Below are 25,675 nucleotides of genomic sequence, written 5' to 3'. Positions count from 1 at the left end.
GGCTAAACTCTTATCATCAATGAAAACCATTTTCAACAAGGAGTTGGCTTGCATTCCATCCGGCTGAACCGAGTGACGTTCGGCTACAACCGAACTCAGGTGTTCACCGATCTCACGGTCGAGTTCGCCGGCGGCGCAACCACCGCCATCGCCGGGCCCAACGGATCCGGCAAATCCACGTTGCTGGGCCTGATCGCCGGATTGCTACGCCCCCAACACGGCTCGGTCGACCTGGCCGGGGCCGACGACATCGCGTTGGCCGTGCAGCGCGACCAGGTCGCACAGACGTTTCCCATCACGGTCGGCGAGGTGGTCGCGATGGGGCGCTGGCGCAGGCTCGGCCTGCTGCGCCGCCCGACGCGGACCGATCGCGACATCGTCGACTACTGGATCGACGAACTCGCACTCGATGGGCTTCGCCACCGCAGGCTGGGCGAGTTGTCCGGCGGGCAGCGTCAGCGCACGCTGCTCGCCCAGGCGTTCGCCCAGCAAGCACCCATCCTGCTGCTCGACGAACCGACCGCGGGCCTCGATGCCGACAGCGCCGAAACGGTCTACCGCCACCTTCAGCGGCTGGCCGCGTCGGGCACCACCGTCGTCGCCGCGACGCACGATCCGGATGCGCACGCCCGCTTCGACCACCACATCGACCTGACCGCCTTCGCGGCGGCGATAGGCTCAGGCTGTGCCTCGACATGCCTTCAGCCCCGCCGAACGGCAGGCCGTCTACCGGGCCATAACCGAGCGCCGTGACATGCGCCGATTCGTGCCCGACAGCACGGTTCCCGCCGACGTCCTCGGCCGGTTGCTGCAGGCCGCGCACGCCGCGCCGAGTGTCGGCCTGATGCAGCCGTGGCGGTTCATTCGCGTCACGGACGCCGCGCTGCGCACCAAGATCCACGCGCTCGTCGACGAGGAACGCGCCCACACCGCGGAGGCGCTCGGCCCGCGCGGTGACGAGTTCCTGGCGCTCAAGGTCGAGGGCATCCTCGACTGCGCGGAACTGTTCGTCGTCGCACTCGGTGAGGATCGGGAGCGCCACGTCTTCGGCCGCCGCACGCTGCCGCAGATGGATCTGGCCTCGGTGTCGTGCGCGATCCAGAACATGTGGCTGGCCGCGCGCGCCGAAGGGCTCGGCATGGGGTGGGTGTCGATATTCGAGCCGCGCCCGCTCGCGCATCTGCTGGACATGCCGGATGGCGCCGAGCCGGTCGCGATCCTGTGCCTCGGCCCGGTCCCGGAGTTCCCGGACCGTCCGGTGCTGGAGATCGAGCACTGGACCGTCGGCCGGCCACTGCCCGAGTTCGTATCCGAGAACGGCTGGCCGGGCTGATGACCACCGTCGACCTCAACGCCGATCTCGGCGAGAGCTTCGGAGTGTGGCAGCTCGGCGACGACGAGGCCATGCTGGGCGTGGTGACGAGCGCCAACGTCGCGTGCGGTTTCCATGCCGGAGACCCGGCGCTGTTGCTGCGCACCTGCCGGACCGCGGCGCAGCGTGGCGTGGCCGTGGGTGCGCAGGTCAGCTACCGCGACCTGGCCGGATTCGGCAGACGCTTCATCGACATCACACCCGAGGATCTGACCGCCGACGTCATCTACCAGATCGGCGCCTTGCAGGCGATTGCACATGCCGCCGGTACGACCGTGGCCTACGTGAAACCGCATGGGGCGCTGTACAACACGATCGTCAGCCATCGCGAGCAGGCCGCCGCGGTCGCGGCCGCGGTGGCGGCGGTCGATGCGGGGCTGCCGGTGCTCGGCCTGTCGAGTTCGGTGTTCTTCGCCGAGGCGTCCGCTCGTGGCCTGCGCACGGTGCCCGAGGCCTTCGCCGACCGGGCCTACCGGCCCGACGGCACCCTGGTGTCACGCCGCGAACCGGGATCCGTCCTGCACGATCCCGCCGAGATCGCCGAACGCGTCAGCAGCATGGTGACGTCGGGCCAGGTGACCGCGATCGACGGGACCACCATTCCGATCACCACGGAATCCATTTGCGTACACGGTGATTCGCCAGGCGCGGTGCAGATCGCGACGACCGTGCGGGAGCGGCTTGTCGCAGACGGGATCGAGTTGGCTGCGTTCACTCACGTTGGTTCGTAGCGGGTTGCCGGATCCTCGGCAGCGTGGACGACCGCCGCGAGCACGATGCGAGCCAGATGATCGTCGACGAGGCGGTACTTCACTTCCCGCCCGACACGTTCACCGGCTACCACCCTGGCCGCCTTGAGAATGCGCAAATGCTGGCTCACAAGTGACTGCGGGGTGTGCAGTGCGTCGACGAGCTCATGGACACAGCGGGGAGAACCGTTCAGTTGCAACACAATCGCAATCCGGACCGGTGCCGATATGACGCGAAGTAGCTCGCCCGCCGCGTTGAGAACGGCGACCGGCGGCTGCAGCGGAGGGTCCGGTTGCGCACACACTGTCGTCTCGACGCCCGCACCTCCTCGCCGTCAACCGCACCTCGTCACTGCGCCAAGTTACCGCGCAGCGTGACGCTTGTCGACAATCATTTTCAATAAGGTGGCGGATGTCAATTCAGCGCGATGGCGCTCTCGGTATCCGACGGCGTGTCACGACATCTCGGACACACTCCGTAAAGGTCGAAATAGTGCGTGACGTCCGTGTATTCGGACCGTCGGCCGAGCTGGCTCGTGTGCTCCTCGAATGCCGGCGCCGTGAAACCCACCGCCCGCCCGCACCGGCGACACACCAGATAATGGCGATGTTCGCTCGTCGTGCGCAATCGGTAGAGAACCTCTCCCTCTTCGGCGCGCTGCGTCTCGGCGATCTCATCATCGACAAGGGATCGCAGGATGCGATACACCGTCGTCAGCCCGATCGGCAGCGACCGGTGCTGGCGTAACTCGCGGTGGATCTGCTGTGCGCTGCGGAAGTTCTCGCTGCTACCGAGCACGTCCAGGAGCTCGCGCCGATTTCCCGTCCACCGCCGACGGCTCGGTGATCCGGCGTGCGCAGCACCGACCGAGTCCGTCACGCTTCGTTGTCCTCGTCGGCGAACTCGCCGGGCACCGACGGCGACACGCCCGCCCGCTCATGCGCGGAGCTACCCTCCAACACCCGCTCGGCCTGAAAAACCGCGAGCGCCACCAGTTCCCGTGCCCGATCGTCGACGAGCTGATAGAACATGCGCGTCCCATCCTGACGCACTCCCACAATTCGCCCCCACCTCAGTTTCGCCAGATGCTGCGATGTGGTCGTCGGCGTCTTTCCCACGATCTCGGCAAGTCGGTTCACCGACAGTTCGCCATGGTCGCGCAACGCAAGGATGATCCTGATCCGCGTCGGGTCCGACAGCAACCGAAACACTTCAGTGGCCAGATCCACATACGCACTCTCGGGCCCAAAGCTGCATGCCTTCTTATCTTCGGACATACGAAGATATTAAGGCAGTAACCTGCCGTTGCCAAGCATCTGCGCGGCGCCGGCAAGACAGCGTTTGCCGATGAGGCAAACCGCCTTGCGCGTGGGTCCGGCGGTCATGAGCATGGACTCATGCAAGGGAATGTGAACCGAACCGCCACACCGGATTACGACCCGGCCGGTGATCCGCAGGAGTTCTGGGAAACCGTCTATGGAGACACCGGCCAGTCGTGGAGTGGTCGGGTCAACCTGCACCTCACCGAGCTGGCATCGACCCTGTCGGCGGGACGTGCCCTGGACCTGGGCTGTGGCCAAGGCGGCGACTCGATATGGCTCGCCCAGCGGGGCTGGCAAGTCGTCGCGGTCGACGTCGCCTCCCGCGCCCTCGAACTCGCCGCACACCGCGCGCGGGAACTTCACGTCGACGGTCTGATCGACTTTCAGCGCCATGACCTCAGCGAAAGCTTCCCGGCAGGCACGTTCGACCTCGTGTCGGCGCAGTATCTGCATTCCCCGGTGCGGCTGCAACGCCCGCAGATCCTGCGGCGTGCCGCCGAGGCCGTCGGTCCGGGCGGAATTCTGCTGATCGTCGACCATGGCTCGGCGGCACCGTGGTCATGGGATATCCCCGAGCATCGGTTCTTGTCACCCGATGAGGTTCTGGACTCGCTGAAACTCGATGACGGTCTGTGGGATCGGCTCCGCGTGGCCGCGATCGAGAAGGTGGCCACCGGCCCGCAAGGGCAGGTCGCTACGGTGACAGACCACGTGATCGCCGTGCGCCGCCGTCCGGCTCAGCCGCGGTCAACTCATACCGGATGAGGCGAGCACTGTTGGCCACCACCGCAACCGAGGACGCGTTGTGGAGTACTGCGGCGAGCACCGGCGACAGCGCGCCGGCAGCCCCGACGGCCAGGCCGATGGCGTTCACCGCGATGGACATCGCATAGTTCTGCTGGATCACATCCACGGCACGGCCCCCGAGGTCGCGCACGTCGAGCAGCCGTCGTAGATCGTCGCTCGCCAGCGCGACATCAGCGGTTTCGACTGCGACGTCGGTGCCGCCCAGACCCATCGCGATACCGATGTCGGCTGCTGCGAGCGCCGGTGCATCGTTCACACCATCGCCGATGACTGCGACGGTGTGCCCCTCGTCGTGAAGCTCGCGTACCACTGCGAGTTTGTCCTCTGGCATCACCTCGGCACGCCACTCGGTGATTCCGAGTTCCTCTGCGACGGCGGCCGCGGCGTCCGGGTGATCTCCGGTCAACATCACCATGCGGCGCACGCCCGTCGCACGCAGGGCATTCAACACCTCGAAAGCCTCTGGCCTGACCTCATCTCGAAGGCTGATGAGGCCGATCAGCTTGCCGTCGACCGCGAGCAGCAGCGGCGTCTCCGCACGCTTGCGCAGCTTGTCCACCCATTCCGAGGCACGCTTGGTCACCCGCACTTTTTCCTTGCTCAGCAGCGACGGACTTCCCAGCAGAAGTGTTCGACCGTCGGCCCTGGTGCGCATTCCCAACCCGACGAGGACTTCGCACTCCTCGTGCGGCGGTATCACGATGTGGCGTTCCTGCGTCGACCGGATCACCGCCTCGGCCAGCGGATGACGAGCGTGGATCTCCGAGCTGGCGGCATAGGCCAGAACTTGCTCGGGCTCCCAATCCTTGTGGAAGGCAACGACGTTGGTGACGATCGGACGGCCGATCGTCAACGTGCCCGTCTTGTCGAACACCACCGCGTCAACCCGGCCGGCTTGCTCCAGATGCGAACCGCCCTTGATCAGGATGCCGCGGCGCGCGCCGTTGCCGATCGCGGCACTGATCGCCGTCGGTGTCGCCAGCCCCACGGCGCACGGGCAGGCCACCAGCAGCATCGTCATCGCCCGCCGCACATCCCGCGTCACGACGAGTGTCGCGGCCGAAAGCAGGAACGAGGCAGGGACGAAGCGTCGCGAGAAGTTCTCGCCGACCGTCTGGATGGGTGCACGATCCTGTTGCGCCTCTTCAACGCGGGTGATGATCCGGCCGATCGTCGTGTGCCGCCCCACCGCTTCTGCCCTGACCACGAGCTCACCACGAACCACGACCGACCCGGCGAACACCTTGCTACCGGCCGTCACTGCGACCGGTAGGTTCTCCCCGGTGATCGCAGACTGGTCGACGATCGCCTCGCCTTGACTGACCACACCGTCGACCGCGAGCGCCACTTGCTCGTGGACGACCACCTCATCGCCGATGCGCACAGTGTCGACGCCGACCTCGACCTCGGTCCCATCGGACATCCGCAGCCATACCGTGTCCTGCGTGCCCTGCAGCAGGTTGGCGATGGCGCGACGGGTTCGCCGCAACGTCAGGTCCTGAAGGTATTCGCCGATGTTGAGCAACCACAGAACCGTGAGTGCCACGACGTTTTCCCGCAGCACCAAGCTGGCCACCGTCGCCGCCGACACCAGCACATCGGTTCCGGCGGCGCGGCGACCGGCGAGAGTGCGCAACGCCCCACGCAGGAACGGATAGCCGGTGATTATGGTTGCCCCCGTGGCGAAGGTGCGGCTGGTCGGCCCGAGCAGCGGGGGACGTGCGAACCCGTAACGGCGAATACCCAGTAATGCCAAGGCGATAGCACCGATCGCCATCCGGACGATGTCGGCGTTGTGGACGTCGGCGGAGCGCGGCGTACGCACGGGCACCAGGTGTCGCGCCACCTCGGCAGCCGTCGTGATGGCAGACAGCACCGCGTCACGATCGCAGCGCTTCGGCGAGTACCACACCACCACCGATGCGGTGCGCGGAAAGGCGTGTACCGCACGCACGCCCGCTACCTGGTCGACGGCGTCCTCGACCGCAACCGCCCGCACCGCATCGCCGCGCAACCACGGAGCGCGCACACGCATCCGGCCCGCGGCATCGGACACCACCGTGAGGCTCGCCACGGGCTCAGTGGTCGTGCGAATGTCCGGCATCACCCACGGCAGGCGGCGGCACTTCCTCGCCGATCCGTTCTCGCGCCTCAGCCATCACATCGGCAACCTTCAACCGAGCGGACTCCGCTCCTTCTTCGGCCTTGCGTGCTCCACGCAACGCCCATGCGGTCGTCGTCACCGCCGCTTCACGAACGGGCGCTTTCGCGACCGCTTTACGAAGTCCCTCATACGCAGCGACCCCGACTGCACCGGTTACCACTGTCGTCGCGGCCTTTGCCAGCAAGCCATGCCACACCATTCGCCAAGCCTAACGCCAATTAGTGAAAATGATTGTCGACTGCCTGCCGCGGCGCGGGCCGATTCCCAAACACGCCTGGCATCATGGCCGCGTGGCCACGGACTCGGCGGTATCGCGCTTGCGGCCGAGTTCTATGCAGATACTCGTCGTCGGGATCATCGCGCTCGCGCTCGCCGGTAGCACGCTGCGCGCGTTCGTGGAAGGTACGCCGGATGTGGCGACCGCCGCGACGGTGTTCTGCGGCGTGTTCGTCCAGGCGCTGCCGTTCCTGGCCCTCGGTGTGGTGATCAGCGGACTGATCGCGGTGTTCGTGACGCCGGACCGGCTGGCCCGCTGGCTGCCCGAGCGCACCGGTGCGGCGATCCTGGCGGCCGGTCTCGGCGGCGCCGCGCTACCGGGCTGCGAATGCGGTTCGGTGCCGGTGGCGCGCAGGCTGTTCGGCGAAGGCGGTGTGGGGGCGGCGGCACTGACGTTCATGCTCGCCGCACCGGCGATCAATCCGGTGGTGCTGGTGGCGACGGCCGTCGCCTTCCCCGGCCATCCGCAGCTCGTGGCCGCCCGGTGTGCGGCATCGTTGCTCACCGCACTGATCATGGGTGCAGCCTGGGCCCGGTTCGGCAGGCCGGAATGGATTACGCGCCAGCTGCCGAAACTCCATGACGGCGACGGCCCACGCTGGGCGGTGTTCACCGAGGCCGCCAGACACGACTTCCTGTCCGCATGCTCGTATCTGGTGGTCGGGGCGGCTGCCGCCGCTGCGCTGCACGTGCTGGTCCCCGCCTGGGTGTACGAGCACCTGGCCGGCCAGATCGTGCTCGGGGTGATCACCATGGCCGTCCTGGCCGTGGTGCTCGCGCTCTGCTCCGAGGCCGACGCGTTCGTGGCAGCAAGCCTGACGATGCTGCCACTGTTGCCCCGCCTGGTGTTCCTGGTCGTCGGGCCTGCCGTCGACGTCAAGCTGTTCGCGATGCAGGCCGGGATGTTCGGTCGCGCGTTCGCGATTCGCTTCGCGCCCGCGACCTTCGTCGTGGCCACGCTGGTGGCCACGGCGGTCGGGCTGATCGTGCTGGGGCCGCGGTGAGCCGCGAGACCGAGAACGCGCTCCTGTTGCTGATCGGGGTCAGCACCGCGATCATCGCCGCCACCGGCGCGTACACGCGCTACGTCAAACCCTCGTTGCTGCCCTATCTGGTGGTCACTGCGGTGCTGCTGATCGCACTGGCGCTCGCGGCGATCGTGCGCGACATCCGGGGGCACGCCGATTCCCACGACCATCAGCACCGGCCCGGTGTCGCCTGGCTGCTGCTCATCCCGATCGCCCTGCTGGCCTTTGTGGTACCGCCCGCGATCCGCCCGGACGCCGCATCGGTTACCGAGGTGTCGACCGATGTGCTGCGCAGGCCGTTTCCGCCGCTGCCGGACGGAGCGGCGCCGGAAGTATCTCTGCCTGATGTGCTGATTCGGGTGGCTCAGGACACCGCGGGCACACTCGATGACCGCACGATCACCGTCACGGGGTTCACGATGCGCGACGGCGATCGCACCGATCTCGCCCGTGTGGTGATCATCTGCTGTGCGGCTGACGCGCAACTCGCCCGCATCCGCCTGTCGGGACCCGCGGCGGCCGACGTGGCGAGCTACCCCGAGAACACCTGGGTCCGGGTCGAAGGAAAAGTGCCTGCCGGACAGAGCGATTCGGGCGGCCGCACGATACCCACGATGACGGTGCAGCGGGTGTCACGCACCGATCCGCCACCCCACCCGTACGCCTATTGACGTCCTGCCAGCGCACAGTCCCGGCAGTGAGTTCCACCCGGCACCCGGTAGTACAGACAGCAACTGCGGCGGCGAAACGTCAGGCCGGTCAGCTCCCCGGTGCCCCGCAGAACGCCCATGTCCAACAACGATTCCGTCAGCGCCACCACCCGGTCACGCAATTCCGGCCGCGCACGGGTCAATTCGTCTGCGGCCGCGACCAGCGCGGCTGCGGCGTTGCCGTGCAGGAGCCGAGGTGCCATCTTGACGCGCATGCCCGCGGCGAGCGGCTCCAGATGGTCTTCGACGACGATCCGGTACAACCGGTTCGGCAGCGCATCGTCGAGGCAAGCGGATTCACCGAACGCGTCGGGCAATCTGAGCTCGGTTCCGGTACCGGACCGTTGGAGATGTGCGAGATCGGGCAGGACGCCATAGCCCGGCGTGCAGGCGAGCAAGGGTGACCACAGCCGTGAGGCATGGCTGAACTGCACAAGAGACGCGCCGATGCGAAGATCCGTCGTCCCACAGCGTTCGGCGGTCGCCCCGATGAGGTCGACGCAGCCGTCTGAGTAGCATTGCCGGACCGGTACCCAGCCGTCGGAATCACCACCCACGACGATCCCGAAAAATCCGCCGAATGTGGCGATTTCGGCGAGAATCTCGTCGACGTTCACGGTGCGGGGATCCTCGGCAGAACCGTGACCCGCGGCATACCCATGGTGTCATCGATCCGAGCGTCGACGCCGTACACCGCGGCGAGCAGGTCGACCGTGAGCACCTCGTGCGGCGTGCCAACCGCGACCATCTGCCCGCGATCGAGCACGCAGATCCGGTCGCAGTAGGCCGCAGCGAGATTGAGGTCGTGCAGCGCGGCGATCACGGTGGCCCCGGTCTCGCGCATCAAGTGCAGGGCGTCGTGCTGATGCCGTAGGTCAAGGTGATTGGTGGGTTCGTCGAGCACGATCACGTCGGTACGTTGAGCCAATGTTCGCGCGATCAGCGCGCGCTGCTTCTGACCACCGGACAACTGATTGAACGGCGCGTGGCCGAGTTCGGCGATGTCGAGGGCCGCGAGAGCCGACTCGATGATGTCGCGGTCGGAGGCGTTGTCGCCTTCGAACGACCGCTTGTACGGTGTGCGCCCCATCGCCACGACGTCGAACACGGTCAACTCGAAATCGCCTGCGATATCTTGCAGCACGGCCGCGATCCGCTGCGCCGCACGCTTGCCCGGGAGCCGCCACACATCGTCGCCGTCGACGAGAATCTGCCCCGCGGTGGGTCGCTGGGCCCGGTACAGCGTTCGCAGCAGGGTGGTCTTGCCCGCGCCGTTGGGCCCTACGACCGCCACCATCTCGCCCGGGGCGACGTCGAGCGAAACGTCGCGCACCAACGCCTTTCCGCGCATCGTCACCGACACCGACTGGATCGAGCACCGCGCCGTCATGCCGGCGCCTTGCGCCGCATCAGCCACAGGAAGAACGGCCCGCCGACGAGGGCGGTGAGAATACCGACGGGAAGCTCCTCTGGCGTGGCCACGGTTCGCGCGACGATGTCGCACGCCACGAGGAACGTGGCACCCAGCAGTGCGGCCGCGGGCAGGGCGCGGCGGTGGTCGGCGCCGACCAGCAGGCGCACGACGTGCGGCATGATCAACCCGACGAAGCCGATCGTGCCGCTCACCGCGACCATGGCGCCGACCATGAGCGCGACGACGACGAACATCGCGCCGCGGAACCGGTGCACGTCGAGGCCCAGCGAGGCCGCGGCCTCCTCGCCGGTGTAGAGCAGGTTCAGTGACCGCGTGACCGCCAAAAGGACGACCACACCGACGAATACGACCGCGGCGGGCACCCAGACCATCGGCCAGGTGGCACCGCCGAGTCCGCCCAGCATCCAGCGCACCGCGGCCTGCGCCTTGTGCGGGTCGTCGGACGTGACGATGATTAGGCTCGCCAGCGCGGACAGCACCTCGGCCACCGCGACGCCCGCCAGGATCAACCGCACCGTAGTCATCCGACCGCCGGATCGGGCCAGGAAGTACACCGCGACAAGCGCGGCCAGCGCACCACCGAACGCCGCGAGCGGAAGCGTGACGATCTGCAGGGCTCCCACACCGAGCACCAGCACGACGACCGCACCGACCGATGCGCCGGAGGACACCCCGAGCAACATCGGATCGGCAAGTGGATTGCGCACCACCGCCTGCAGCGTCATACCGCATGCCGCGAGGCCCGCGCCGATCACCGCGGCCAGCACCACGCGCGGCAGCCTGGCGCCCAGCACGATCGATTCGCGCACTGCCGGCCAGGACTGTTCGGCCAGTCCCGGATGAATGGCATGCGCGACGATCGCCCACACCTCACCCGGCGCGATGGGCACCGACCCGACTGCGACACCCGTGGTCATCGCAGCCGCCAACATCGCCGCGAGCGCCATCAGGACCAACCCGTACGGAATCCCGCGACGGCCGGCAAGGCTCACTAAAACCGCTCCGGATGCAGTTGCCTGGCAAGGGCTTCCACTGCACGGGCAATCCGCACACCCACCACCACCGACGACAGCGGAAGCACGGCGAACCGCTCGTCGCGGATCGCCGGGACATGCTGCAGCAGGGGGTGGCCCATCAGGAACTTCTTCTTCTGCTCGACGGGCTGATCGCCGTAGTCGTAGATCAGGATGACGTCGGGCGACCGTTCGGCGAACTGCTCGAAGGACACATCGGCCCACACCTTCGGGACATCGGAGAACAGGTTCACGCCACCGGCGGCCGTGATCATCTCGTTGCCGATCCCCTTGCCGCCGGACGTGAACACCGTCGCCTCACCACTGTCGTAGACGGCTACCGTGACGGGCGCGGCTCCCCGCACTTTCGACTCGGCCCGTTCGAGGTCGCGGTGCAACTGGTCGACCTGCTCCTCAGCGCGGTCGCTGATTCCGAAAATCCGTCCGATGCCGCGAAGTTCGGCGTCCACCGTGGACATCGTCGCGGGCTCGGACGAGCAGTCCTCGATGTTGAGGTAGGTGTCGATTCCCACATCGGCGAGCCGGTGCCGGGCGCGGCCCTCCTTCTCGTCGAAGGCACTGTCCCACCCGCCGTAGACGAAATCGGGCTCGACCGCCAGCAGTGCCTCATAGGACGGATACTCCTCGGCGAGCACCGGCACGCTGTCGTAGGCGGCCTGATACTCCGGCAGGATCCGGTCGTCCAGATAGGACGTGCCGACCATCGACTTCTCCAGGCCGAGGGCCAGCAGCGTCTCGATCGCATGCTGATTGAGGGCGACCGCGCGGGTCGGCGGCCGATCGTAGGTCGTGGTGACGCCGCAGTTGTCCACTGTCACCGGGAATCCCGGCGGAGTGCCGGCTGTGGTCTGCGTTGCGGCGTTACCGGCACATCCCGACGCCAAGAGCAATGACGCCATCACGACGACCATCCAACGACCGGTCATGGGCTCTCCCATCCTCTCTGGGGAGATCCGCCCCAGTGCTTGCGAGGTGGCGACTGCGGGGTGTGTCTGGCTCTCGCCGGTCAGCGCGCTGACCGAGCGATCACAGTGGCGGGACCGCGCCGGATTCACACCGGCTTCCACGTTCCGCAGTCGCCTATCGGTGTCGATAGTAGGTCAGCGGGTGCCCGCCACCGGCAGCAGTGCCATCTCCCTGGCGTTCTTGATCGCCGTGGCAACCTGTCGCTGCTGCTGTGGGGTGAGTCCGGTGACCCGACGCGAGCGGATCTTGCCCCGCTCACTGATGAAGGTCCGCAGCAGTTGGACGTCTTTGTAGTCGACGTGTGTGACGCCGAGAGCCTTGAGCTGATTGCGCCTCGGCTTCTTGAGTTCAATTGCTGGCGTGCGCTTTCGCGGAGTCTTCTTGGCCATTTACCAGCTCGACTTCCGCACGCCGGGCAGCTCGCCGCGATGCGCGAGCTCCCTGACCCGAACCCGGGAGAGCCCGAACTTGCGCAGGTGCCCGCGCGGCCTGCCGTCCACGGAGTCGCGGTTGCGCAGCCGCACCGGACTTGAGTCACGCGGAAGTCGCTGCAACGCCGAAACCGCCGCGGCCCGTTGTTCTCTCGTGCTCGCCGGATTCCGGATGATGTCCTTGAGCTCGGCCCGCCGTTCGGCGTAGCGCGCGACCAGCTTGTGCCGTTGCTCGTTCTTGACGATCTTGGACACCTTGGCCATCAGCGCTCCTCGCGGAAGTCGACGTGCTTGCGGATCACCGGGTCGTACTTCTTCAGCACGATGCGGTCCGGATCGTTGCGCCGGTTCTTGCGCGTCACGTAGGTGTAGCCGGTTCCCGCAGTGGATCTCAGCTTCACGATCGGCCGAATGTCGGTGCGCGCCATCAGATCTTCTCCCCTCGACTGCGCAGCCGGGCCACGACTGCCTCGATGCCGTCGCGGTCGATCACCTTGATCCCTTTGGCGCTGACCCGCAACCGCACCCGGCGCCCCTCACTCGGCAGGTAATAGGTCTTGTTCTGGATGTTCGGGTTCCAGCGCCTGCTACTCCGCTTGTGTGAGTGCGACACCGTGTTGCCGAAGCCGGGCGATCGCCCGGTGACTTGGCAGTGGGCCGACATTGAATCTCCTTCGCCTCGAGGTACCGTTGTTTAAGCATAATGATAATCGTTTTCAATAGTTAATCGGGAGGCCAGGTGAGAACGCCTGTTGTGCTGGTGGCGGGCCAGGGCGACACCGACCGCGTCGTCGAGCAGTTGAGCCGCAAGCCGGGAACCGTGCTGGTTCGCCACACCTACGACGGCCAGGTGGTGCTGCGGACGGTGGGCACCGCGGCCGACACGTCGGACTGGCCGCTTGAGCTGGCCCACGGCTGCGTGTCCTGCACGGTGCGCGACGACCTGCTCGTGCTCCTCCGCCGCCTGCACCGGCGCAGCGACGTCGCTCGTATCGTGGTGCAACTGATGCCGTGGCTCGAGCCGGAGCCGGTGTGTTGGGCGATCGACAACATCCACGTGTGCGTCGGCCCCGGCTACATCGACGGACCGGCCGCGCGCGACGTGAGTATCGAGGCGGTCGTCAGCTGTGTCGACACCTCGGCGTGGCTGCCTCAGGCGGTCGGCGAGGACGAACTCGATGACGGCCGCACGGCCGCACAGGTGGTGGTAGGCCAAGCCGAGTTCGCCGACGTACTGGTGCTCACCGAACCGGAGGCGACCACGCTGGCGGTGCTGCGCCGGCTGGCACCGCGGGCCCGCATCACGGTCGGATGCGACCGCGTCGAGATGGCGCTCGCGCATCTCGAACCCGACAGCCGGCGTGGCCGCGCCGCCTCTCCCCACGATCCACTGCTGGCCGGCGAGCCCCCACTCGACCGCGACGGCGAGGTCGGGATCGTCGAATTCACCGCAAGACGGCCGTTTCATCCGCTGCGGCTGCACGCGGCCATCGACCTGCTACTCGACGGCGTCGTGCGCACCCGTGGCCGAGCCTGGCTCGCGAACCGGCCCACCGACGTCATGTGGATCGAATCCGCAGGCGGTGGAATGCATTTCAGCAACGCCGGGAAGTGGCTGGCGGCAATGGATTCCAGCGAGCGCGCCTACGTCGACCCCGAACGGCGGGCGATGGCCGCCATCGACTGGGACGACCGGTTCGGCGACCGTCACGTATCCCTGACGGTCCTGATCTGCGGGGCCCGGCCCGACGACATCGTCGACGCGTTACGCGGCGCCCTGCTGACCGACGACGAACTCGGCAGGCCCGGCGAGTGGGCGCACTACCCCGACCCGTTCGGGGACTGGCACGAGGACCCGTGCGACGACCAACCCGGAGCCGGCGAGACCGCCGCACCGGGCCGCCATCAAGGAGAACAGCAATGAAACAAGGAATCCACCCCGACTACCACCCCGTCGTATTCCAGGACGCGGCCACCGGCAAGCAGTTCCTCACCCGGTCGACCGCGACCAGCACCCGCACCGTGGAATGGCCCACGCCCCAGGGCGTACAGACGCTGCCGTTGATCGTCGTCGACGTCACCAGCGACTCGCATCCGTTCTGGACCGGCTCGGCACGGCATATCGACTCCGCCGGGCAGGTGGAGAAGTTCCGCAGGCGTTACGGATAGGCGCCTCTATGGTGGGGCCATGCGGCTCAAACCCGGCAGGCCCGACCTGGCGTCCTACGCACGGTTTTTCGACGCGCCGGCGGCGGCCCCGCAATCCCCGGTCACGGTCACCTGGGCCGGCGTCACCACGCTGCTGGTGGACGACGGATCGACTGCCATCCTGACCGACGGATTCTTCTCGCGCCCGGCACTATTGCGGGTGGGCCTCGGGAAAGTCGCGCCGTCACTGCCCCGCATCGACGGCTGCCTGGCCCGGCTGGGCGTGCAGCGCCTGGCCGCCGTGTTGCCGGTGCACACCCACTTCGACCATGCGATGGATTCGGCAGTGGTCGCCGCACACACCGGTGCACAGCTCGTGGGCGGAGCGTCGGCCGCACAGGTGGGTCGCGGGGGTGGCCTGCCGGACGACAGACTCGTCACCGTGACCCCCGGCGAACCGGTTTCGCTCGGCGCCTACGACGTGACGCTCTTCGAGTCGGAACACTGTCCGCCCGACCGGTTTCCCGGCGTCATCTCCGAGCCGGTGGTGCCGCCGGCGAAAGCCTCGGCATACAAATGCGGCGAGGCCTGGTCGACGCTGATCCACCACCGTGACACCGGCAGGCGCCTGCTGATCGTGGGCAGTGCCGGCGCCGTCGCGGGCGCGCTGACCGGCCAGCGTGCCGACGTCGTCTATCTCGGCGTGGGCCAGCTGGGCCTGCAGCCCGAGCACTATCTGCACGACTACTGGACCGAAACCGTCCGGGCCGTCGGCGCGCGGCGCGTCGTACTCATCCACTGGGACGACTTCTTCCGGCCACTGCACAAGCCGCTGCGCGCGCTGCCGTACGCCGGTGACGATCTGGACGTCTCGATGCGCGTTCTGACGCGGCTGGCCGATCAGGACGGCGTCGCACTGCACCTGCCCACACTGTGGGAAGCGAGCGATCCGTGGGCGTTCAGCTGACCCGGTGATACGCCGGCGGCAGCGGCATACCCAGCTCGGCCATCACCGATCGGAGCCTGGTCGGGTAGTCGGTGATGATGCCGTCGACCCCCAACGCGATCTGCGCGCGCATCGTCTCGACGTCGTTGACGGTCCACGGAATCACCCGCAACCCCAAGCCATGTGCCCGGTCCACGAACGCGCGATCGGTGACCAGGCGGTAGTTCGGCGACAGCACGTTGGCGCCCACCACCATGGCGCCTGCGATGGGATCGCCGACCACGGCGGGATTCACCCCGGCCAGCCAGGGCGAATCGGGGACCCACGTGGTCTCGTCCCACAGGGCGACCCGGGGAATCGACGGTTCGGCCCGCTGCACGAGCGGCAGCGTGCGCCAGTCGAAACTCTGGATGTCGACCTTGTCCACCTTGCCGGCGGCGCGCACCGCGGCCAAGATGACGTCGACGAATTCCTCTGGGCCGGCCGATGTTTCGGGTTTGTCGGCCTCGATCTTCGTTTCGATGTTGAAACGGACGTCGGCCCCGTAGGAGTCGGTCAGCGCGAACACCTCGGGCAGGGTGGCGATTTTGTTGCCGCGCACCACTTCAGCGTCCGGGTAGCCGGACAGCAGTTTGCCGCAATCGAGTGTGCGGACCTGCTCAATCGTGAGATCGTGCACCAATTTGCCGACATAGGGGTACATGGGGTCGCCGGGGAACGCGGGCGCGGTGTCAGAACATTTGGCCGCGTCGATCACCGGGTCATGCCACACCAGTGGCTGGTGGTCCGTGGTGAGCACGATGTCGAGTTCAAGGGTGCTGACACCCAGCTCGAGTGACTTCGCGAACGCCCGCAACGATTCCTCTGTCGTCTCACCGCGACCGCCCCGGTGCGACTGCAGGTCGAACCCGTCGGGCGCGGCGACGGCCCGTGGAACTGACTGGAAGGTGGCGGCCAGTGCGAACAGCATGAGTAACGAGGCGGCCCTACGCATGGTTGACCACGCTATCCACCGGAACCGGTACCTTCAGGACCGCACGGGGCGACCGTGCGAATAGTCACCGAATGTTCGACTGGCCGAAAGGAACTGCCACGTGATTCTGGCGGTGGTGCTGTTGGCCGTCGTTCTGGTGTTCGCGCTGGCTCGACCCGAAGGCTGGCCGGAGGCCGCGGTGGCGGTCCCGGCGGCGGGCCTGTTGATCCTGGTCGGCTCGATCACGGTCGAGCAGGCCACCGACGAGGTGACCAGGCTGCTGCCGGTCGTGGGATTCCTCGCAGCCGTTCTGGTGCTCGCGCACATCTGTGACCGGGAGGGGCTGTTCCACGCCGCGGGAACGCTCATGACGCGCACGAGTGCGGGCAGCCCGCGCCGGCTCATGGCGATGGTGTTCGTGATCGCCGCCGCGACCACCGCCGCGCTGAGTCTCGACGCGACGGCCGTGCTGCTCACACCGGTTGTGCTCGCGAGCGCACGCGCGATGTCGGTCCCGTCGCGGCCGCACGCCTACGTCACCGCACACTTGGCGAACACCGCGTCCCTGGTGTTTCCGGTGTCCAATCTGACCAACCTGCTGGCGTTCACGACCGCGGGCATCTCGTTCATCCAGTTCACCGCGGTCATGTCGCTGCCGTGGCTGGCGGCCCTTGCCGTCGAGTTCGTGATCCTGCGTTGGTTTTTCGCTCGTGAACTGAGCCTCACCCAGCCTGCGGCGCCGCCGCCCGCGCCCGAGCTGCCGGTGTTCGTGCTCGTCGTGCTCGCGGCCACGCTGGCCGGTTTCGTCGGCACCTCGCTGCTCGGCCACTCCCCCGCGTGGGCGGCACTCGCCGGTGCGGTCGTGCTGGGGACACGCAGCCTGGTCAACGGCCGCAGCACCGTCACCGGAATCGTGCGCGCGGTCAACCTGCCGTTCCTGGCGTTCGTGCTGTGCCTCGGCATCGTCGTCGACGCGGTCATGCTGCACGGCCTCGACGAGGTGATGCGGGATGTGCTGCCAGTCGGCAACTCGCTTCCGGCCCTGCTCGGGTTGGCCGCCATCGCCGCGGTGCTGTCCAACGCCGTCAACAACCTGCCCGCGGTCCTCGTGTTGCTACCACTGGTCGCGGCGTCCGGCCCTGGCGCGATCCTCGCCGTGCTGATCGGGGTGAACATCGGGCCGAACCTCACCTACGTCGGGTCCCTGGCGAATCTGCTGTGGCGCGACGTGGTGCACCGCAACGGATTGCGCGCCCCGTTCACCGAATTCAGCTTCGTCGGGTTGTGCACGGTTCCACTGACGCTGGTGGCGGCGGTACTCGGCTTGTGGGCGGGGCTGCGAATATTCGGCGTCTAGCTGACGCTGTTCACTTGGCCGTGCCGCACCGTTCGTGTTGACCGGGTAGCACGGCGCAGGTGACCGACAACTCCGGCGTGAGCAGACGAACGTTGCTATTGGCGGGTAGCACCACCGCGATACTGGGGGCGGGCGTCGGCGTCGCCGCCGACGAGATCGTTCGGGCCACCACGAGCGGACCGGACCTGTGGCAGCGTGAAGACCCCAGCGGCGCACCGCGTATGAGCGGTCTGCATCTGCAATACGGCGCGGACGCCGCGTCCGAGGTGGTGGTGTCCTGGCACACCGACACGGCGGTCGGCAAGCCGCGGGTCATGTTCGGCACCCCGAGCGACGGCCTCGGCGAAACCGCAGAGGCCGACACCGTCACCTACCGCGACGCACAGTCCGGCATCGAGATCCGCGTCCACCATGCCCGGCTCACCGGCCTCCTGCCCGACACCGACTACGTCTATGCGGCCGTGCACGACGGCGCCAGTCCCGAACTGGGCACGGTGCGTACGGCGCCACGCGGCCGGGCTGCACTGCGCTTCACCAGCTTCGGCGATCAGTCGACGCCCACGCTGGACGCCATGGTCGCCGACGCGTTCGGCAGCGACAGCCTCGGATCGCCTGCGGCCGGGGACATCACCACCGCGGTCGAGCGTATGCGGCCGTTGTTCAATCTCGTCAACGGAGATCTGTGCTATGCCAACCTGTCCGGCGACCGCGTCCGGACGTGGTCCAACTGGTTCGAGAACAACTCGCGCTCGGCGCGTTACCGGCCGTGGATGCCGGCGGCAGGCAATCACGAGAACGAGCTCGGCAACGGGCCGATCGGCTACAGCGCGTATCAGACCTACTTCGCGCTGCCCGATTCCGGGGCCGACGCCGAACTGCGCGGCATGTGGTACGCGTTCACCGCGGGCGCGGTACGGGTGATCAGCCTCAACAATGACGACGTGTGTTACCAGGACGGTGGCAACTCCTACGTCCACGGATATTCCGGAGGCGCGCAAAGGCGTTGGCTGGAGCGCGAATTGGAGCGAAGCAGCGGAGACCCCGACATCGACTGGATCGTCGTATGCATGCACCAGACGGCGGTGTCGACCGCGGACCGCACCAACGGCGCCGACCTCGGCATCCGCGAGAACTGGCTGCCGCTGTTCGACCGCTACGGCGTCGACCTGGTGGTGTGCGGCCATGAACATCACTACGAGCGCTCACACCCGATCCGGGGCACGCTGCCGACCGACACGTTGACCCCGATACCGGTCGAACCTGGCGGTGGCACAGTACATCTCGTGATCGGTGGCGGCGGTACGTCGATACCGTCGAACCGCATGTTCTTCGCCGAACCGCGCTGCCGCGTGCTCACCGGGGTCGAGGCGCCCGACCCCGCGCCGAAGAAACGCAAACCGCGATATGTCGAGGAATCCGCACCGTGGTCGGCGTTCCGCGACCTCGACAACGCCTACGGGTTCGTGATGTTCGATGTCGATCCAGGCGTGCCGGGCGGTGAGACGTCGATCGAGGCAACGTATTTCGCGGTGACCGGTCTGTTCGGTGAGACGACGCCGGTGGATCGTTTCACCCTGCGCAAGCCGCGCAAGGCCTGATCTCAGCTGCGGCGCTGACGCGCGATCTCGGCGAGCACCACGCCCGCGGCCACCGAGGCGTTGAGCGACTCGGTCGGCCCGGCCATCGGGATCGACACCACCGCGTCACAGTTCTCCCGGACCAGGCGCGAGAGTCCCTTGCCCTCGGAGCCGACCACCACGACCATCGGGCCCGTGCCGTCGAGTTCGTCGAGCGTGGTGTCCCCACCGGCATCCAGCCCCACGATCTGCAGACCGGCGTCGGCCCAGCTCTTCAGGGTCCGGGTGAGATTCGTGGCGCGCGCCACCGGCGTGCGGGCCGCGGCGCCCGCGCTCGTGCGCCAGGCCACCGCGGTCACCGAAGCCGAGCGGCGCTGCGGGATCACCACACCGTGCCCGCCGAAGGCGGCCACCGAACGCACGATCGCACCGAGGTTGCGCGGATCGGAGATGTTGTCGAGCGCCACCAGAAGTGCGGGGGTGGCGTCCGCCTCGGCCGCCGAGAGCAGATCCTCGGGGTGGGCGTAGTTGTACGGCGGCACCTGCAGTCCGAGCCCCTGATGCAGCGCGTTCGAGCTCATCCGGTCCAGATCGGTGCGCGGCACCTCCAGAATCGAGATGCCGCGGTCTGCGGCGATCTGAACGGCTTCGGTGACCCGCTCGTCGGCGTCGGTGCCCAGCGCGACGTACAACGCGGTGGCCGGGACCTTCGCCCGCAGGCACTCGAGCACCGGGTTGCGGCCGAGCACCAACTCGGTGTCGTCGGTCTTGCGGGGCCTGCCCTGCTGTTGGCGCGCCGCCTTGGCCGCCTTCTTCGCGGCCGGATGGTTCGGCCGCATGTGCGCAGGCGGCGTCGCGCCGCGGCCTTCGAGCCCACGCCGACGTACGCCGCCGGATCCGACCGGCGGGCCTTTCTTCGTTCCCGATTTACGAATCGCGCCGCGGCGCTGTGAATTTCCGGCCATTACTTGGTATCCCGATCGAGTAAGGCCCACTGCGGGCCGTCGGCGGTGTCGGTGACCTCGATGCCGGCCTCTTTCAGGCGGTCCCGGATCGCGTCGGCAGCCGCCCAGTCACGGTTGGCGCGCGCTTCGGTCCGGCTCGCGAGGGCCCACTGCACGAGGACGTCGACGGCGGCCAGCGCGGCCGAGGTCTCGTCGCGCGACTCCCAGCGTTCGTCGAGTGGATCGCAGCCCAGGATGCCCATCATGGACCGGATCGCGGTGGCCTGCGCCATCGCGCCGTCGTGATCGCCCGCGTCGAGCGCCCGGTTGCCCTCGGCCCGCGCGGCGTGCACCTCGGCGAGCGCGATCGGCACCGAGAGGTCGTCGTTGAGCGCCGCCGCGAACTTCGGCGTCCAGTCACCGACCGAGATGCTGCCGACCCGGTTGCGCACCCGGTGGAGGAAATCTTCTATGCCGGTGTAAGCCTTGACCGCATCCTGCAGCGCGGTCTCGGAGAACTCCAGCATGGACCGGTAGTGCGCACTGCCCAGGTAGTACCGCAGCTCGGCGGCCCGGACGCGTTGCAGCACAGCGGGTATCGCGAGCACATTGCCCAGCGACTTGCTCATCTTCTCGCCGCCCATGGTCACCCAGCCGTTGTGCAGCCAGTACCGCGCGAACCCGTCACCGGCCGCGTGGGCCTGGGCGATCTCGTTCTCGTGGTGCGGGAAGACCAGGTCCATGCCGCCGGCGTGGATGTCGAACTCGGCGCCCAGGTAGGCCTCGCACATCGCGACACATTCCGTGTGCCAGCCGGGACGGCCGCGGCCCCACGGGGTCGGCCAGGACGGCTCACCGGGTTTGGCACCCTTCCACAGCGTGAAGTCGCGCTGATCTCGCTTGCCGGTCGCGACGCCTTCACCCTGGTGCACGTCGTCGATCCGGTGTCCGGACAGCTCGCCGTAATCGGGCAGGCTGAGCACGTCGAAGTACACGTCGCCGCCCGCTGCGTAGGCGTGGCCCTTGTCGATGAGTCGTTCGATGAGCTCGACCATCTGGGTGATGTGCCCGGTGGCGCGGGGCTCAGCCGACGGTGGCAGCACCCCCAGCGCCTCGTAGGCGGCCGTGAAGGCGCGTTCGTAGGTCGCGGCCCACTCCCACCACGGACGGCCCGCATCGGCGGCCTTGTTGAGAATCTTGTCGTCGATGTCGGTGACGTTCCGGATGAACGCGACGTCGTAGCCGTTGGCGGTCAGCCAGCGGCGCAGCACATCGAAGGCGACGCCGCTACGGACGTGACCGATGTGCGGCAGACCCTGCACGGTCGCGCCGCACAGGTAGATCGAGGCGTGCCCTGGCCGCAACGGCACGAAATCACGTACGGCACCCGTCATGGTGTCGTAGAGACGTAGGTCGGTGTCGGTCACTCTGGCCGACCGTTCGCTCCGCTCACGACGGGCCAGCTTACCGGGCTATTCAGCGGGAATTACCAAAGCGGTCGCGATGGCGGCCAATCCTTCGCCCCGACCGGTCAACCCGAGACCGTCGGTGGTGGTCGCCGACACCGAGACCGGCGCGCCCACCAACTCCGTGAGCACGCGCTGCGCCTCCTCGCGGCGCGGCCCGATCTTCGGCCGGTTGCCGATGACCTGAACCGCGGCGTTGCCGACGCGGTAGCCGGCCGACTGGAGCAATCCGTGCACGTGCCGCAGCATGTCGGCGCCGCTGACGCCATGCCATTCCGGGCGCCCGGTGCCGAACACCGTGCCGAGATCGCCGAGACCGGCCGCGCTCAGCAAGGCGTCACACAGGGCGTGCGCGGCGACATCGCCGTCGGAATGGCCCGCGCAGCCGTCGGCGTCGTCGAAGTGCAGGCACAGCAGCCAGCACGGCCGGCCCGCCTCGATCGGATGGACGTCGGTTCCCAGCCCGACCCTCGGCAGCATCACGTGTCGCGGGCCAGCACTGCTTCGGCGAGCAGCAGGTCCATCGGAGTGGTGATCTTGAAGGCGAGCGGGTCCCCGTCCACGATTTGCACGGGTGTACCGATCTGCTCGACGAGGGAGGCGTCGTCGGTCACGCCGCCCGCACCCGCCCGCCCGTAGGCGCGGCGCAGCACGTCGGCGTGAAAGCCCTGCGGTGTCTGTATGGCACGCAAACCGGCGCGTTCCGGCGTGCCCAGCACCGCACCGTTGGCGTCGACGGCTTTGATGGTGTCGGCCAGCGGCAGGCCGGGAACCACCGCCGCATGCCCGTCCCGCAGCGCCTGCACGACGCGGGCGATCAGGGCGGGCGGCGTCAACGCTCTCGCGGCGTCATGCACCAGGATGAATTCGGCGTCGCCGGCGGCTTCAAGCGCGAGCCCAACGGACGCGGTCCGGTCGGCTCCGCCGGCGACGATCTCGGCGTCGCCGCCGAACACGAGCTTCGACTCGTCGGTGAGTGCGGGCGGAACCGCAACCACGACCCGATCGATCACCCCGGAAGCACGAAGCCCCGCGAGGGCGTGCTCCAGCAGGGGCGAACCCCCCAATTTGACGAATGCTTTCGGTCGCCCCGCGCCGAGCCGCTCACCAGAGCCGGCAGCCGGGACGACGGCAACCGTTGCCACAGCGTGTCAGGACGCTGCGGCCAGAACCTCATCGAGGATGGTCTCCGCCTTGGCGTCATCGGTGTTCTCGGCCAGCGCGAGCTCACCGACGAGAATCTGCCGGGCCTTGGCCAGCATGCGCTTCTCACCGGCGGACAGGCCGCGCTCCTGATCACGACGCCACAGGTCGCGGACGACCTCAGCAACCTTGTTCACGTCGCCCGAGGCCAGCTTCTCGAGGTTGGCCTTGTAGCGGCGCGACCAGTTGGTCGGCTCTTCGGTGTGCGGCGCACGCAGCACCTGGAAAACCTTGTCGAGGCCTTCCTGGCCCACGACGTCACGAACACCGACATACTCCGCATTCTCTGCGGGTACTCGAACGGTCAGATCCCCTTGGGCGACCTTGAGGACGAGATATTCCTTCTGCTCGCCTTTGATAGTCCGGGTTTCGATCGCCTCGATCAACGCAGCACCGTGGTGTGGATAGACGACGGTGTCTCCGACCTTAAAAATCATCTGATTCGAGCCCCTTTCGCTACTCCATGCTAACACGGGCCTCGATCACACGCGGACCAACGGCGCAGGTCAGGGGCACTGCAGGTGAAGAGTAGGGGTTGACATGGTGACGAAACCGTGCAACCGCACCACCCCCGCCGGGCCCGAAAGAGACCGCCGCGCAAACTCGTTCCGAACATGTTCGACCGCAGATCGGGCCCTCCATCAAGCCCTCGTATTCCGCCTATCACCCCCACCTACTACTCTGCATAGTCGAAGATGGGCGACCCAGTTCAGGAGGCTTGAGTGAACCGCTTGACATTCCGCGCCTCGGCCGGTTTGGCCGCGTGCGGCCTGGCCGCCGCCGTGGCACTCACCGCATGTGGTGCCGGGCAGGTCTCCCAGACAGCCACGCAGGAGCCCGCGGTCAACGGCGTCAACGCCCAGGCCGGTCAGGTCTCGCTGCGTAACGTGCACCTGCGCGCGCCGCAGCAGGGTGACTACGTCGAGCCGGGCTCGGCGGTCGAGCTGCTGTTCGTGGCGGTCAACGACTCGCCCGAAGCCGACAACAAGCTGGTGTCGATCACGTCGGATGTCGGTGAGGTGTCCCTCTCGGGCGACAGCACGGTCCCGGCGAACGGTGTGCTCCTGGTCGGCGAACCCGACGGGCAGCTCGCTCCGGTCGAGGAGGCCGAGTCCGCCGACGCCGTCACGGCCGAGGTTTCGCTCACGAAGCCGATCACCAACGGTCTGCTCTACGACTTCACGTTCAACTTCGAGAACGGTAAAACCACTGTCGCCGTGCCGATCTCGGCGGGCAACGAGCCGCGCCGCGACCAGACCGGCGAGACGCAGGAAGCCGAAGGCGGCGAGGCGGGCGGCCACCACTAGGCCGCACCGGGTGTCCTGACCGGAAGTGTCGGTGCCAGCCGATACTGTCACTGCGTGGCCGGTTCGAAAGTACGTTCGCAGTACCGCTGCTCGGAGTGTCAGCACGTCACGCCCAAGTGGGTTGGCCGCTGCTCCAACTGCGGCACCTGGGGAACCGTAGACGAGGCAGCCGTGCTGTCCTCGGTCGGCGGTTCAGTCCGGCGGTCGGTCGCCCCGAACTCTCCCGCCGTCCCGATCACGTCCATCGATCCCGGCGTCACGCGGCACTACTCCACCGGTGTCAGCGAACTCGACCGTGTACTCGGCGGCGGGCTCGTCGCGGGCTCGGTCACGCTGTTGGCTGGCGATCCGGGGGTCGGTAAATCCACGCTGCTGCTCGAGGTCGCCAACCGTTGGGCGCACACCGGCAGGCGCGCGCTCTACCTGTCCGGCGAGGAGTCGGCGGGCCAGATCCGGCTGCGCGCCGAGCGCACCCGCTGCACCCACGACAACGTTTATCTGGCCGGCGAATCCGACCTGCAGATCGCGCTCGGCCACATCGACGAGGTCCGGCCCAGTCTGGTGGTGGTCGACTCGGTGCAGACCATGTCCACCACCGAGGCCGACGGGGTGACGGGCGGGGTCACGCAGGTGCGTGCGGTGACGACGGCGCTCACGGCCTACGCCAAGATGGCCACCGGAGATCCGGCGGTGGCCATGATCCTGGTCGGCCATGTCACCAAGGACGGCGCGATAGCCGGTCCCCGGTCGCTTGAGCATCTGGTCGACGTCGTGCTGCACTTCGAGGGCGACCACACGTCGAGCTTGCGAATGGTGCGCGGGGTCAAGAACCGCTTCGGCGCGGCCGACGAGGTCGGGTGTTTTCAGTTGCACGACAACGGGATCGAGTGCGTCAGCGATCCGTCGGGACTGTTCTTGGACCAGCGGACCGCGCCCGTCCCCGGAACGGCGGTGACCGTGACACTGGACGGCAAGCGCCCCATGATCGGCGAGGTGCAGGCGCTTGTGGCGGCGCCGGCCGGCCCGCCGCGCCGCGCGGTCAGCGGTATCGACTCGGCGCGCGCGGCGATGATCGGCGCGGTGTTGCAAACCCGGTGTGGTTTGCCGATCGGCGGCAACGACCTCTACCTGTCCACCGTCGGCGGTATGCGGCTCACCGATGCGTCGGCGGATCTGGCGGTGGCCTTGGCCATCGGGTCGGCCTACCTCGGCATCGCCCTTCCGATGAACGCGGTGGCGATCGGCGAGGTGGGGCTGGCAGGCGATCTGCGCCGCGTCACCGGCATGGAACGCAGGCTCACCGAGGCCGCCCGGCTGGGCTTCAACGTCGCCGTGGTGCCGCCCGGAATTAACTCCGTACCCAAGGGGCTGCGGGCCATCACGGTCGACAACATCAGGGCGGCGTTGCGGGCGCTCAAGGACATCGGAGAGGATGGCGCCAAATAGCGGCCGACAATAG

At 67.8% G+C, this 25,675-nt stretch carries 32 protein-coding genes and 1 riboswitch; of the genes, 13 read left to right on the top strand and 19 right to left on the bottom strand.

The features are described 5' to 3' along the window. Positions 1–48 precede the first annotated feature (48 nt). The 3 genes from aztA to ACOI2T_RS03640 are packed head-to-tail and all read left to right on the top strand — an operon-like array spanning position 49 to position 2,103. The gene (gene aztA, locus ACOI2T_RS03650; RefSeq protein ID WP_409502673.1) at positions 49–753 is read left to right on the top strand and encodes a zinc ABC transporter ATP-binding protein AztA; all 705 of its coding nucleotides are present in this window, start codon (positions 49–51) and stop codon (positions 751–753) included. Further along, entirely contained in the window at positions 686–1,333 is a 648-nt protein-coding gene (gene bluB, locus ACOI2T_RS03645; protein WP_409502672.1) for a 5,6-dimethylbenzimidazole synthase, read from the top strand. The genes aztA and bluB overlap by 68 nt, the downstream gene beginning before the upstream one ends. Continuing rightward, entirely contained in the window at positions 1,333–2,103 is a 771-nt protein-coding gene (locus ACOI2T_RS03640) for a LamB/YcsF family protein (protein ID WP_409502671.1), read from the top strand. Before bluB ends, ACOI2T_RS03640 begins: the two co-directional genes overlap by 1 nt. Here the strand turns inward: ACOI2T_RS03640 and ACOI2T_RS03635 are convergent. From ACOI2T_RS03635 to ACOI2T_RS03625, 3 genes are all read right to left on the bottom strand, one after another. Further along, the gene (locus tag ACOI2T_RS03635) at positions 2,088–2,426 is read right to left on the bottom strand and encodes an ArsR/SmtB family transcription factor (protein ID WP_409502670.1); all 339 of its coding nucleotides are present in this window, start codon (positions 2,424–2,426) and stop codon (positions 2,088–2,090) included. The two genes, ACOI2T_RS03640 and ACOI2T_RS03635, sit on opposite strands and share 16 nt — an antisense overlap. A gap of 110 nt (positions 2,427–2,536) precedes the next feature. Further along, a complete protein-coding gene (locus tag ACOI2T_RS03630) occupies positions 2,537–3,001 on the bottom strand; it encodes a Fur family transcriptional regulator (protein WP_085143337.1) in 465 nt (154 codons plus the stop codon). Then, positions 2,998–3,399: an ArsR/SmtB family transcription factor gene (locus ACOI2T_RS03625; RefSeq protein ID WP_409502669.1), complete on the bottom strand. Its 402-nt coding sequence runs from the start codon at positions 3,397–3,399 to the stop codon at positions 2,998–3,000. Before ACOI2T_RS03625 ends, ACOI2T_RS03630 begins: the two co-directional genes overlap by 4 nt. 120 nt (positions 3,400–3,519) lie before the next feature. On the opposite strand from ACOI2T_RS03625, the gene ACOI2T_RS03620 reads away from it, so the two are divergent. Then, a complete protein-coding gene (locus tag ACOI2T_RS03620; protein ID WP_409502668.1) occupies positions 3,520–4,209 on the top strand; it encodes a class I SAM-dependent methyltransferase in 690 nt (229 codons plus the stop codon). Here ACOI2T_RS03620 and ACOI2T_RS03615 read toward each other — a convergent pair. After that, positions 4,139–6,286, bottom strand: a complete 2,148-nt coding sequence (locus ACOI2T_RS03615) for a heavy metal translocating P-type ATPase (protein ID WP_409502760.1) — start codon at positions 6,284–6,286, stop codon at positions 4,139–4,141. The two genes, ACOI2T_RS03620 and ACOI2T_RS03615, sit on opposite strands and share 71 nt — an antisense overlap. A 43-nt stretch (positions 6,287–6,329) precedes the next feature. Further along, entirely contained in the window at positions 6,330–6,614 is a 285-nt protein-coding gene (locus tag ACOI2T_RS03610; RefSeq protein WP_085143334.1) for a DUF1490 family protein, read from the bottom strand. Positions 6,615–6,747: 133 nt separating this feature from the next. On the opposite strand from ACOI2T_RS03610, the gene ACOI2T_RS03605 reads away from it, so the two are divergent. Both ACOI2T_RS03605 and ACOI2T_RS03600 read left to right on the top strand, forming a co-directional pair. Next, positions 6,748–7,695 carry a permease gene (locus tag ACOI2T_RS03605; RefSeq protein ID WP_409502759.1) on the top strand — a complete coding sequence of 316 codons (948 nt, stop codon included), beginning with the start codon at positions 6,748–6,750 and terminating at the stop codon, positions 7,693–7,695. Then, entirely contained in the window at positions 7,692–8,390 is a 699-nt protein-coding gene (locus ACOI2T_RS03600; RefSeq protein ID WP_409502667.1) for a TIGR03943 family putative permease subunit, read from the top strand. Before ACOI2T_RS03605 ends, ACOI2T_RS03600 begins: the two co-directional genes overlap by 4 nt. Here the strand turns inward: ACOI2T_RS03600 and ACOI2T_RS03595 are convergent. The 8 genes from ACOI2T_RS03595 to rpmB all read right to left on the bottom strand — a co-directional run bounded on the left by ACOI2T_RS03595 (position 8,384) and on the right by rpmB (position 12,959). After that, entirely contained in the window at positions 8,384–9,046 is a 663-nt protein-coding gene (locus tag ACOI2T_RS03595) for a (2Fe-2S)-binding protein (RefSeq protein WP_409502666.1), read from the bottom strand. The genes ACOI2T_RS03600 and ACOI2T_RS03595 overlap by 7 nt on opposite strands. Further along, a complete protein-coding gene (locus ACOI2T_RS03590; RefSeq protein WP_409502665.1) occupies positions 9,043–9,819 on the bottom strand; it encodes an ABC transporter ATP-binding protein in 777 nt (258 codons plus the stop codon). The genes ACOI2T_RS03595 and ACOI2T_RS03590 overlap by 4 nt, the downstream gene beginning before the upstream one ends. Continuing rightward, positions 9,816–10,811 (bottom strand): FecCD family ABC transporter permease, encoded by a 996-nt coding sequence (locus ACOI2T_RS03585; RefSeq protein WP_409502758.1) that lies wholly within the window; start codon positions 10,809–10,811, stop codon positions 9,816–9,818. The genes ACOI2T_RS03590 and ACOI2T_RS03585 overlap by 4 nt, the downstream gene beginning before the upstream one ends. Positions 10,812–10,855: 44 nt before the next feature. Continuing rightward, positions 10,856–11,824, bottom strand: a complete 969-nt coding sequence (locus tag ACOI2T_RS03580) for an ABC transporter substrate-binding protein (RefSeq protein WP_409502664.1) — start codon at positions 11,822–11,824, stop codon at positions 10,856–10,858. A 40-nt stretch (positions 11,825–11,864) separates the two neighbouring features. Continuing rightward, positions 11,865–12,029, bottom strand: a riboswitch (cobalamin riboswitch). After that, a complete protein-coding gene (gene rpsR / locus ACOI2T_RS03575; RefSeq protein WP_067850458.1) occupies positions 11,999–12,253 on the bottom strand; it encodes a 30S ribosomal protein S18 in 255 nt (84 codons plus the stop codon). (Overlaps the previous riboswitch by 31 nt.) Then, complete coding sequence (gene rpsN / locus ACOI2T_RS03570; RefSeq protein ID WP_409502663.1) at positions 12,254–12,559, bottom strand: 30S ribosomal protein S14; 306 nt, start codon at positions 12,557–12,559, stop codon at positions 12,254–12,256. Next, positions 12,559–12,723, bottom strand: a complete 165-nt coding sequence (rpmG, locus tag ACOI2T_RS03565; RefSeq protein ID WP_067850454.1) for a 50S ribosomal protein L33 — start codon at positions 12,721–12,723, stop codon at positions 12,559–12,561. The genes rpsN and rpmG overlap by 1 nt, the downstream gene beginning before the upstream one ends. Then, entirely contained in the window at positions 12,723–12,959 is a 237-nt protein-coding gene (gene rpmB, locus ACOI2T_RS03560; RefSeq protein ID WP_067850452.1) for a 50S ribosomal protein L28, read from the bottom strand. The genes rpmG and rpmB overlap by 1 nt, the downstream gene beginning before the upstream one ends. Positions 12,960–13,034: 75 nt before the next feature. Here rpmB and mrf point away from each other — a divergent pair, with 75 nt between their 5' ends. Genes mrf through ACOI2T_RS03545 form a run of 3 tightly spaced genes read left to right on the top strand, consistent with a single transcriptional unit; the run spans position 13,035 to position 15,410 of the window. Beyond that, positions 13,035–14,219, top strand: coding sequence for a ribosome hibernation factor-recruiting GTPase MRF (gene mrf / locus ACOI2T_RS03555; RefSeq protein WP_409502662.1), 1,185 nt, complete (start codon positions 13,035–13,037; stop codon positions 14,217–14,219). Beyond that, positions 14,216–14,464 (top strand): type B 50S ribosomal protein L31, encoded by a 249-nt coding sequence (locus ACOI2T_RS03550; protein WP_085143326.1) that lies wholly within the window; start codon positions 14,216–14,218, stop codon positions 14,462–14,464. The genes mrf and ACOI2T_RS03550 overlap by 4 nt, the downstream gene beginning before the upstream one ends. A 19-nt stretch (positions 14,465–14,483) precedes the next feature. Further along, on the top strand, positions 14,484–15,410 hold the full coding sequence (locus ACOI2T_RS03545) for an MBL fold metallo-hydrolase (protein WP_409502661.1): 927 nt from the start codon (positions 14,484–14,486) through the stop codon (positions 15,408–15,410). Here ACOI2T_RS03545 and ACOI2T_RS03540 read toward each other — a convergent pair. Further along, positions 15,403–16,383, bottom strand: a complete 981-nt coding sequence (locus ACOI2T_RS03540; protein WP_409502660.1) for a glycerophosphodiester phosphodiesterase — start codon at positions 16,381–16,383, stop codon at positions 15,403–15,405. The genes ACOI2T_RS03545 and ACOI2T_RS03540 overlap by 8 nt on opposite strands. Before the next feature lie 100 nt (positions 16,384–16,483). On the opposite strand from ACOI2T_RS03540, the gene ACOI2T_RS03535 reads away from it, so the two are divergent. Beyond that, positions 16,484–17,719, top strand: a complete 1,236-nt coding sequence (locus ACOI2T_RS03535) for an SLC13 family permease (RefSeq protein ID WP_409502659.1) — start codon at positions 16,484–16,486, stop codon at positions 17,717–17,719. Positions 17,720–17,778: 59 nt separating this feature from the next. Then, on the top strand, positions 17,779–19,317 hold the full coding sequence (locus ACOI2T_RS03530) for a purple acid phosphatase family protein (RefSeq protein ID WP_409502658.1): 1,539 nt from the start codon (positions 17,779–17,781) through the stop codon (positions 19,315–19,317). A 2-nt stretch (positions 19,318–19,319) separates the two neighbouring features. Here the strand turns inward: ACOI2T_RS03530 and rlmB are convergent, their stop codons facing one another. The 5 genes from rlmB to carD all read right to left on the bottom strand — a co-directional run bounded on the left by rlmB (position 19,320) and on the right by carD (position 23,346). Then, positions 19,320–20,261 carry a 23S rRNA (guanosine(2251)-2'-O)-methyltransferase RlmB gene (gene rlmB / locus ACOI2T_RS03525; protein WP_067850438.1) on the bottom strand — a complete coding sequence of 314 codons (942 nt, stop codon included), beginning with the start codon at positions 20,259–20,261 and terminating at the stop codon, positions 19,320–19,322. Continuing rightward, complete coding sequence (cysS, locus tag ACOI2T_RS03520; protein ID WP_067850575.1) at positions 20,261–21,634, bottom strand: cysteine--tRNA ligase; 1,374 nt, start codon at positions 21,632–21,634, stop codon at positions 20,261–20,263. Before cysS ends, rlmB begins: the two co-directional genes overlap by 1 nt. Positions 21,635–21,712: 78 nt before the next feature. Then, entirely contained in the window at positions 21,713–22,186 is a 474-nt protein-coding gene (gene ispF / locus ACOI2T_RS03515; RefSeq protein ID WP_409502757.1) for a 2-C-methyl-D-erythritol 2,4-cyclodiphosphate synthase, read from the bottom strand. Beyond that, complete coding sequence (gene ispD, locus ACOI2T_RS03510; protein ID WP_409502657.1) at positions 22,186–22,851, bottom strand: 2-C-methyl-D-erythritol 4-phosphate cytidylyltransferase; 666 nt, start codon at positions 22,849–22,851, stop codon at positions 22,186–22,188. Before ispD ends, ispF begins: the two co-directional genes overlap by 1 nt. A 6-nt stretch (positions 22,852–22,857) precedes the next feature. After that, the gene (gene carD / locus ACOI2T_RS03505) at positions 22,858–23,346 is read right to left on the bottom strand and encodes an RNA polymerase-binding transcription factor CarD (protein WP_003921720.1); all 489 of its coding nucleotides are present in this window, start codon (positions 23,344–23,346) and stop codon (positions 22,858–22,860) included. A 285-nt stretch (positions 23,347–23,631) separates the two neighbouring features. Here carD and ACOI2T_RS03500 point away from each other — a divergent pair, with 285 nt between their 5' ends. Further along, on the top strand, positions 23,632–24,216 hold the full coding sequence (locus ACOI2T_RS03500) for a copper chaperone PCu(A)C domain-containing protein (protein WP_409502656.1): 585 nt from the start codon (positions 23,632–23,634) through the stop codon (positions 24,214–24,216). Between the two features lie 54 nt (positions 24,217–24,270). Next, on the top strand, positions 24,271–25,662 hold the full coding sequence (radA, locus tag ACOI2T_RS03495) for a DNA repair protein RadA (protein ID WP_409502655.1): 1,392 nt from the start codon (positions 24,271–24,273) through the stop codon (positions 25,660–25,662). Positions 25,663–25,675 lie beyond the last annotated feature (13 nt).

The organism is Mycolicibacterium wolinskyi str. Jessa 2025 (genome assembly GCF_049241375.1).
Taxonomy (GTDB): Bacteria; Actinomycetota; Actinomycetes; order Mycobacteriales; family Mycobacteriaceae; genus Mycobacterium; species Mycobacterium wolinskyi.
The sequence above is the reverse complement of the archived record's forward strand: the minus strand, read 5'-3'. Positions and strand labels throughout refer to the sequence as shown.

What these genes read in the sequence shown, in the direction of transcription:
- carD (WP_003921720.1), bottom strand. Translation starts at nt 23,346, where the DNA reads ATGATTTTTAAGGTCGGAGACACCGTCGTCTATCCACACCACGGTGCT.
- rlmB (WP_067850438.1), bottom strand. Translation starts at nt 20,261, where the DNA reads ATGGCCGGAAATTCACAGCGCCGCGGCGCGATTCGTAAATCGGGAACG.
- ACOI2T_RS03610 (WP_085143334.1), bottom strand. Translation starts at nt 6,614, where the DNA reads ATGGTGTGGCATGGCTTGCTGGCAAAGGCCGCGACGACAGTGGTAACC.
- ACOI2T_RS03615 (WP_409502760.1), bottom strand. Translation starts at nt 6,286, where the DNA reads ATGCGTGTGCGCGCTCCGTGGTTGCGCGGCGATGCGGTGCGGGCGGTT.
- rpmB (WP_067850452.1), bottom strand. Translation starts at nt 12,959, where the DNA reads ATGTCGGCCCACTGCCAAGTCACCGGGCGATCGCCCGGCTTCGGCAAC.
- ACOI2T_RS03545 (WP_409502661.1), top strand. Translation starts at nt 14,484, where the DNA reads ATGCGGCTCAAACCCGGCAGGCCCGACCTGGCGTCCTACGCACGGTTT.
- ACOI2T_RS03550 (WP_085143326.1), top strand. Translation starts at nt 14,216, where the DNA reads ATGAAACAAGGAATCCACCCCGACTACCACCCCGTCGTATTCCAGGAC.
- rpmG (WP_067850454.1), bottom strand. Translation starts at nt 12,723, where the DNA reads ATGGCGCGCACCGACATTCGGCCGATCGTGAAGCTGAGATCCACTGCG.
- cysS (WP_067850575.1), bottom strand. Translation starts at nt 21,634, where the DNA reads ATGACGGGTGCCGTACGTGATTTCGTGCCGTTGCGGCCAGGGCACGCC.
- rpsN (WP_409502663.1), bottom strand. Translation starts at nt 12,559, where the DNA reads ATGGCCAAGGTGTCCAAGATCGTCAAGAACGAGCAACGGCACAAGCTG.
- ACOI2T_RS03585 (WP_409502758.1), bottom strand. Translation starts at nt 10,811, where the DNA reads ATGGCGCTCGCGGCGATGTTGGCGGCTGCGATGACCACGGGTGTCGCA.
- ACOI2T_RS03590 (WP_409502665.1), bottom strand. Translation starts at nt 9,819, where the DNA reads ATGACGGCGCGGTGCTCGATCCAGTCGGTGTCGGTGACGATGCGCGGA.
- rpsR (WP_067850458.1), bottom strand. Translation starts at nt 12,253, where the DNA reads ATGGCCAAGAAGACTCCGCGAAAGCGCACGCCAGCAATTGAACTCAAG.
- ACOI2T_RS03540 (WP_409502660.1), bottom strand. Translation starts at nt 16,383, where the DNA reads ATGCGTAGGGCCGCCTCGTTACTCATGCTGTTCGCACTGGCCGCCACC.
- ACOI2T_RS03605 (WP_409502759.1), top strand. Translation starts at nt 6,748, where the DNA reads ATGCAGATACTCGTCGTCGGGATCATCGCGCTCGCGCTCGCCGGTAGC.
- ACOI2T_RS03580 (WP_409502664.1), bottom strand. Translation starts at nt 11,824, where the DNA reads ATGACCGGTCGTTGGATGGTCGTCGTGATGGCGTCATTGCTCTTGGCG.
- ispF (WP_409502757.1), bottom strand. Translation starts at nt 22,186, where the DNA reads ATGCTGCCGAGGGTCGGGCTGGGAACCGACGTCCATCCGATCGAGGCG.
- ACOI2T_RS03620 (WP_409502668.1), top strand. Translation starts at nt 3,520, where the DNA reads ATGCAAGGGAATGTGAACCGAACCGCCACACCGGATTACGACCCGGCC.
- ACOI2T_RS03640 (WP_409502671.1), top strand. Translation starts at nt 1,333, where the DNA reads ATGACCACCGTCGACCTCAACGCCGATCTCGGCGAGAGCTTCGGAGTG.
- ACOI2T_RS03625 (WP_409502669.1), bottom strand. Translation starts at nt 3,399, where the DNA reads ATGTCCGAAGATAAGAAGGCATGCAGCTTTGGGCCCGAGAGTGCGTAT.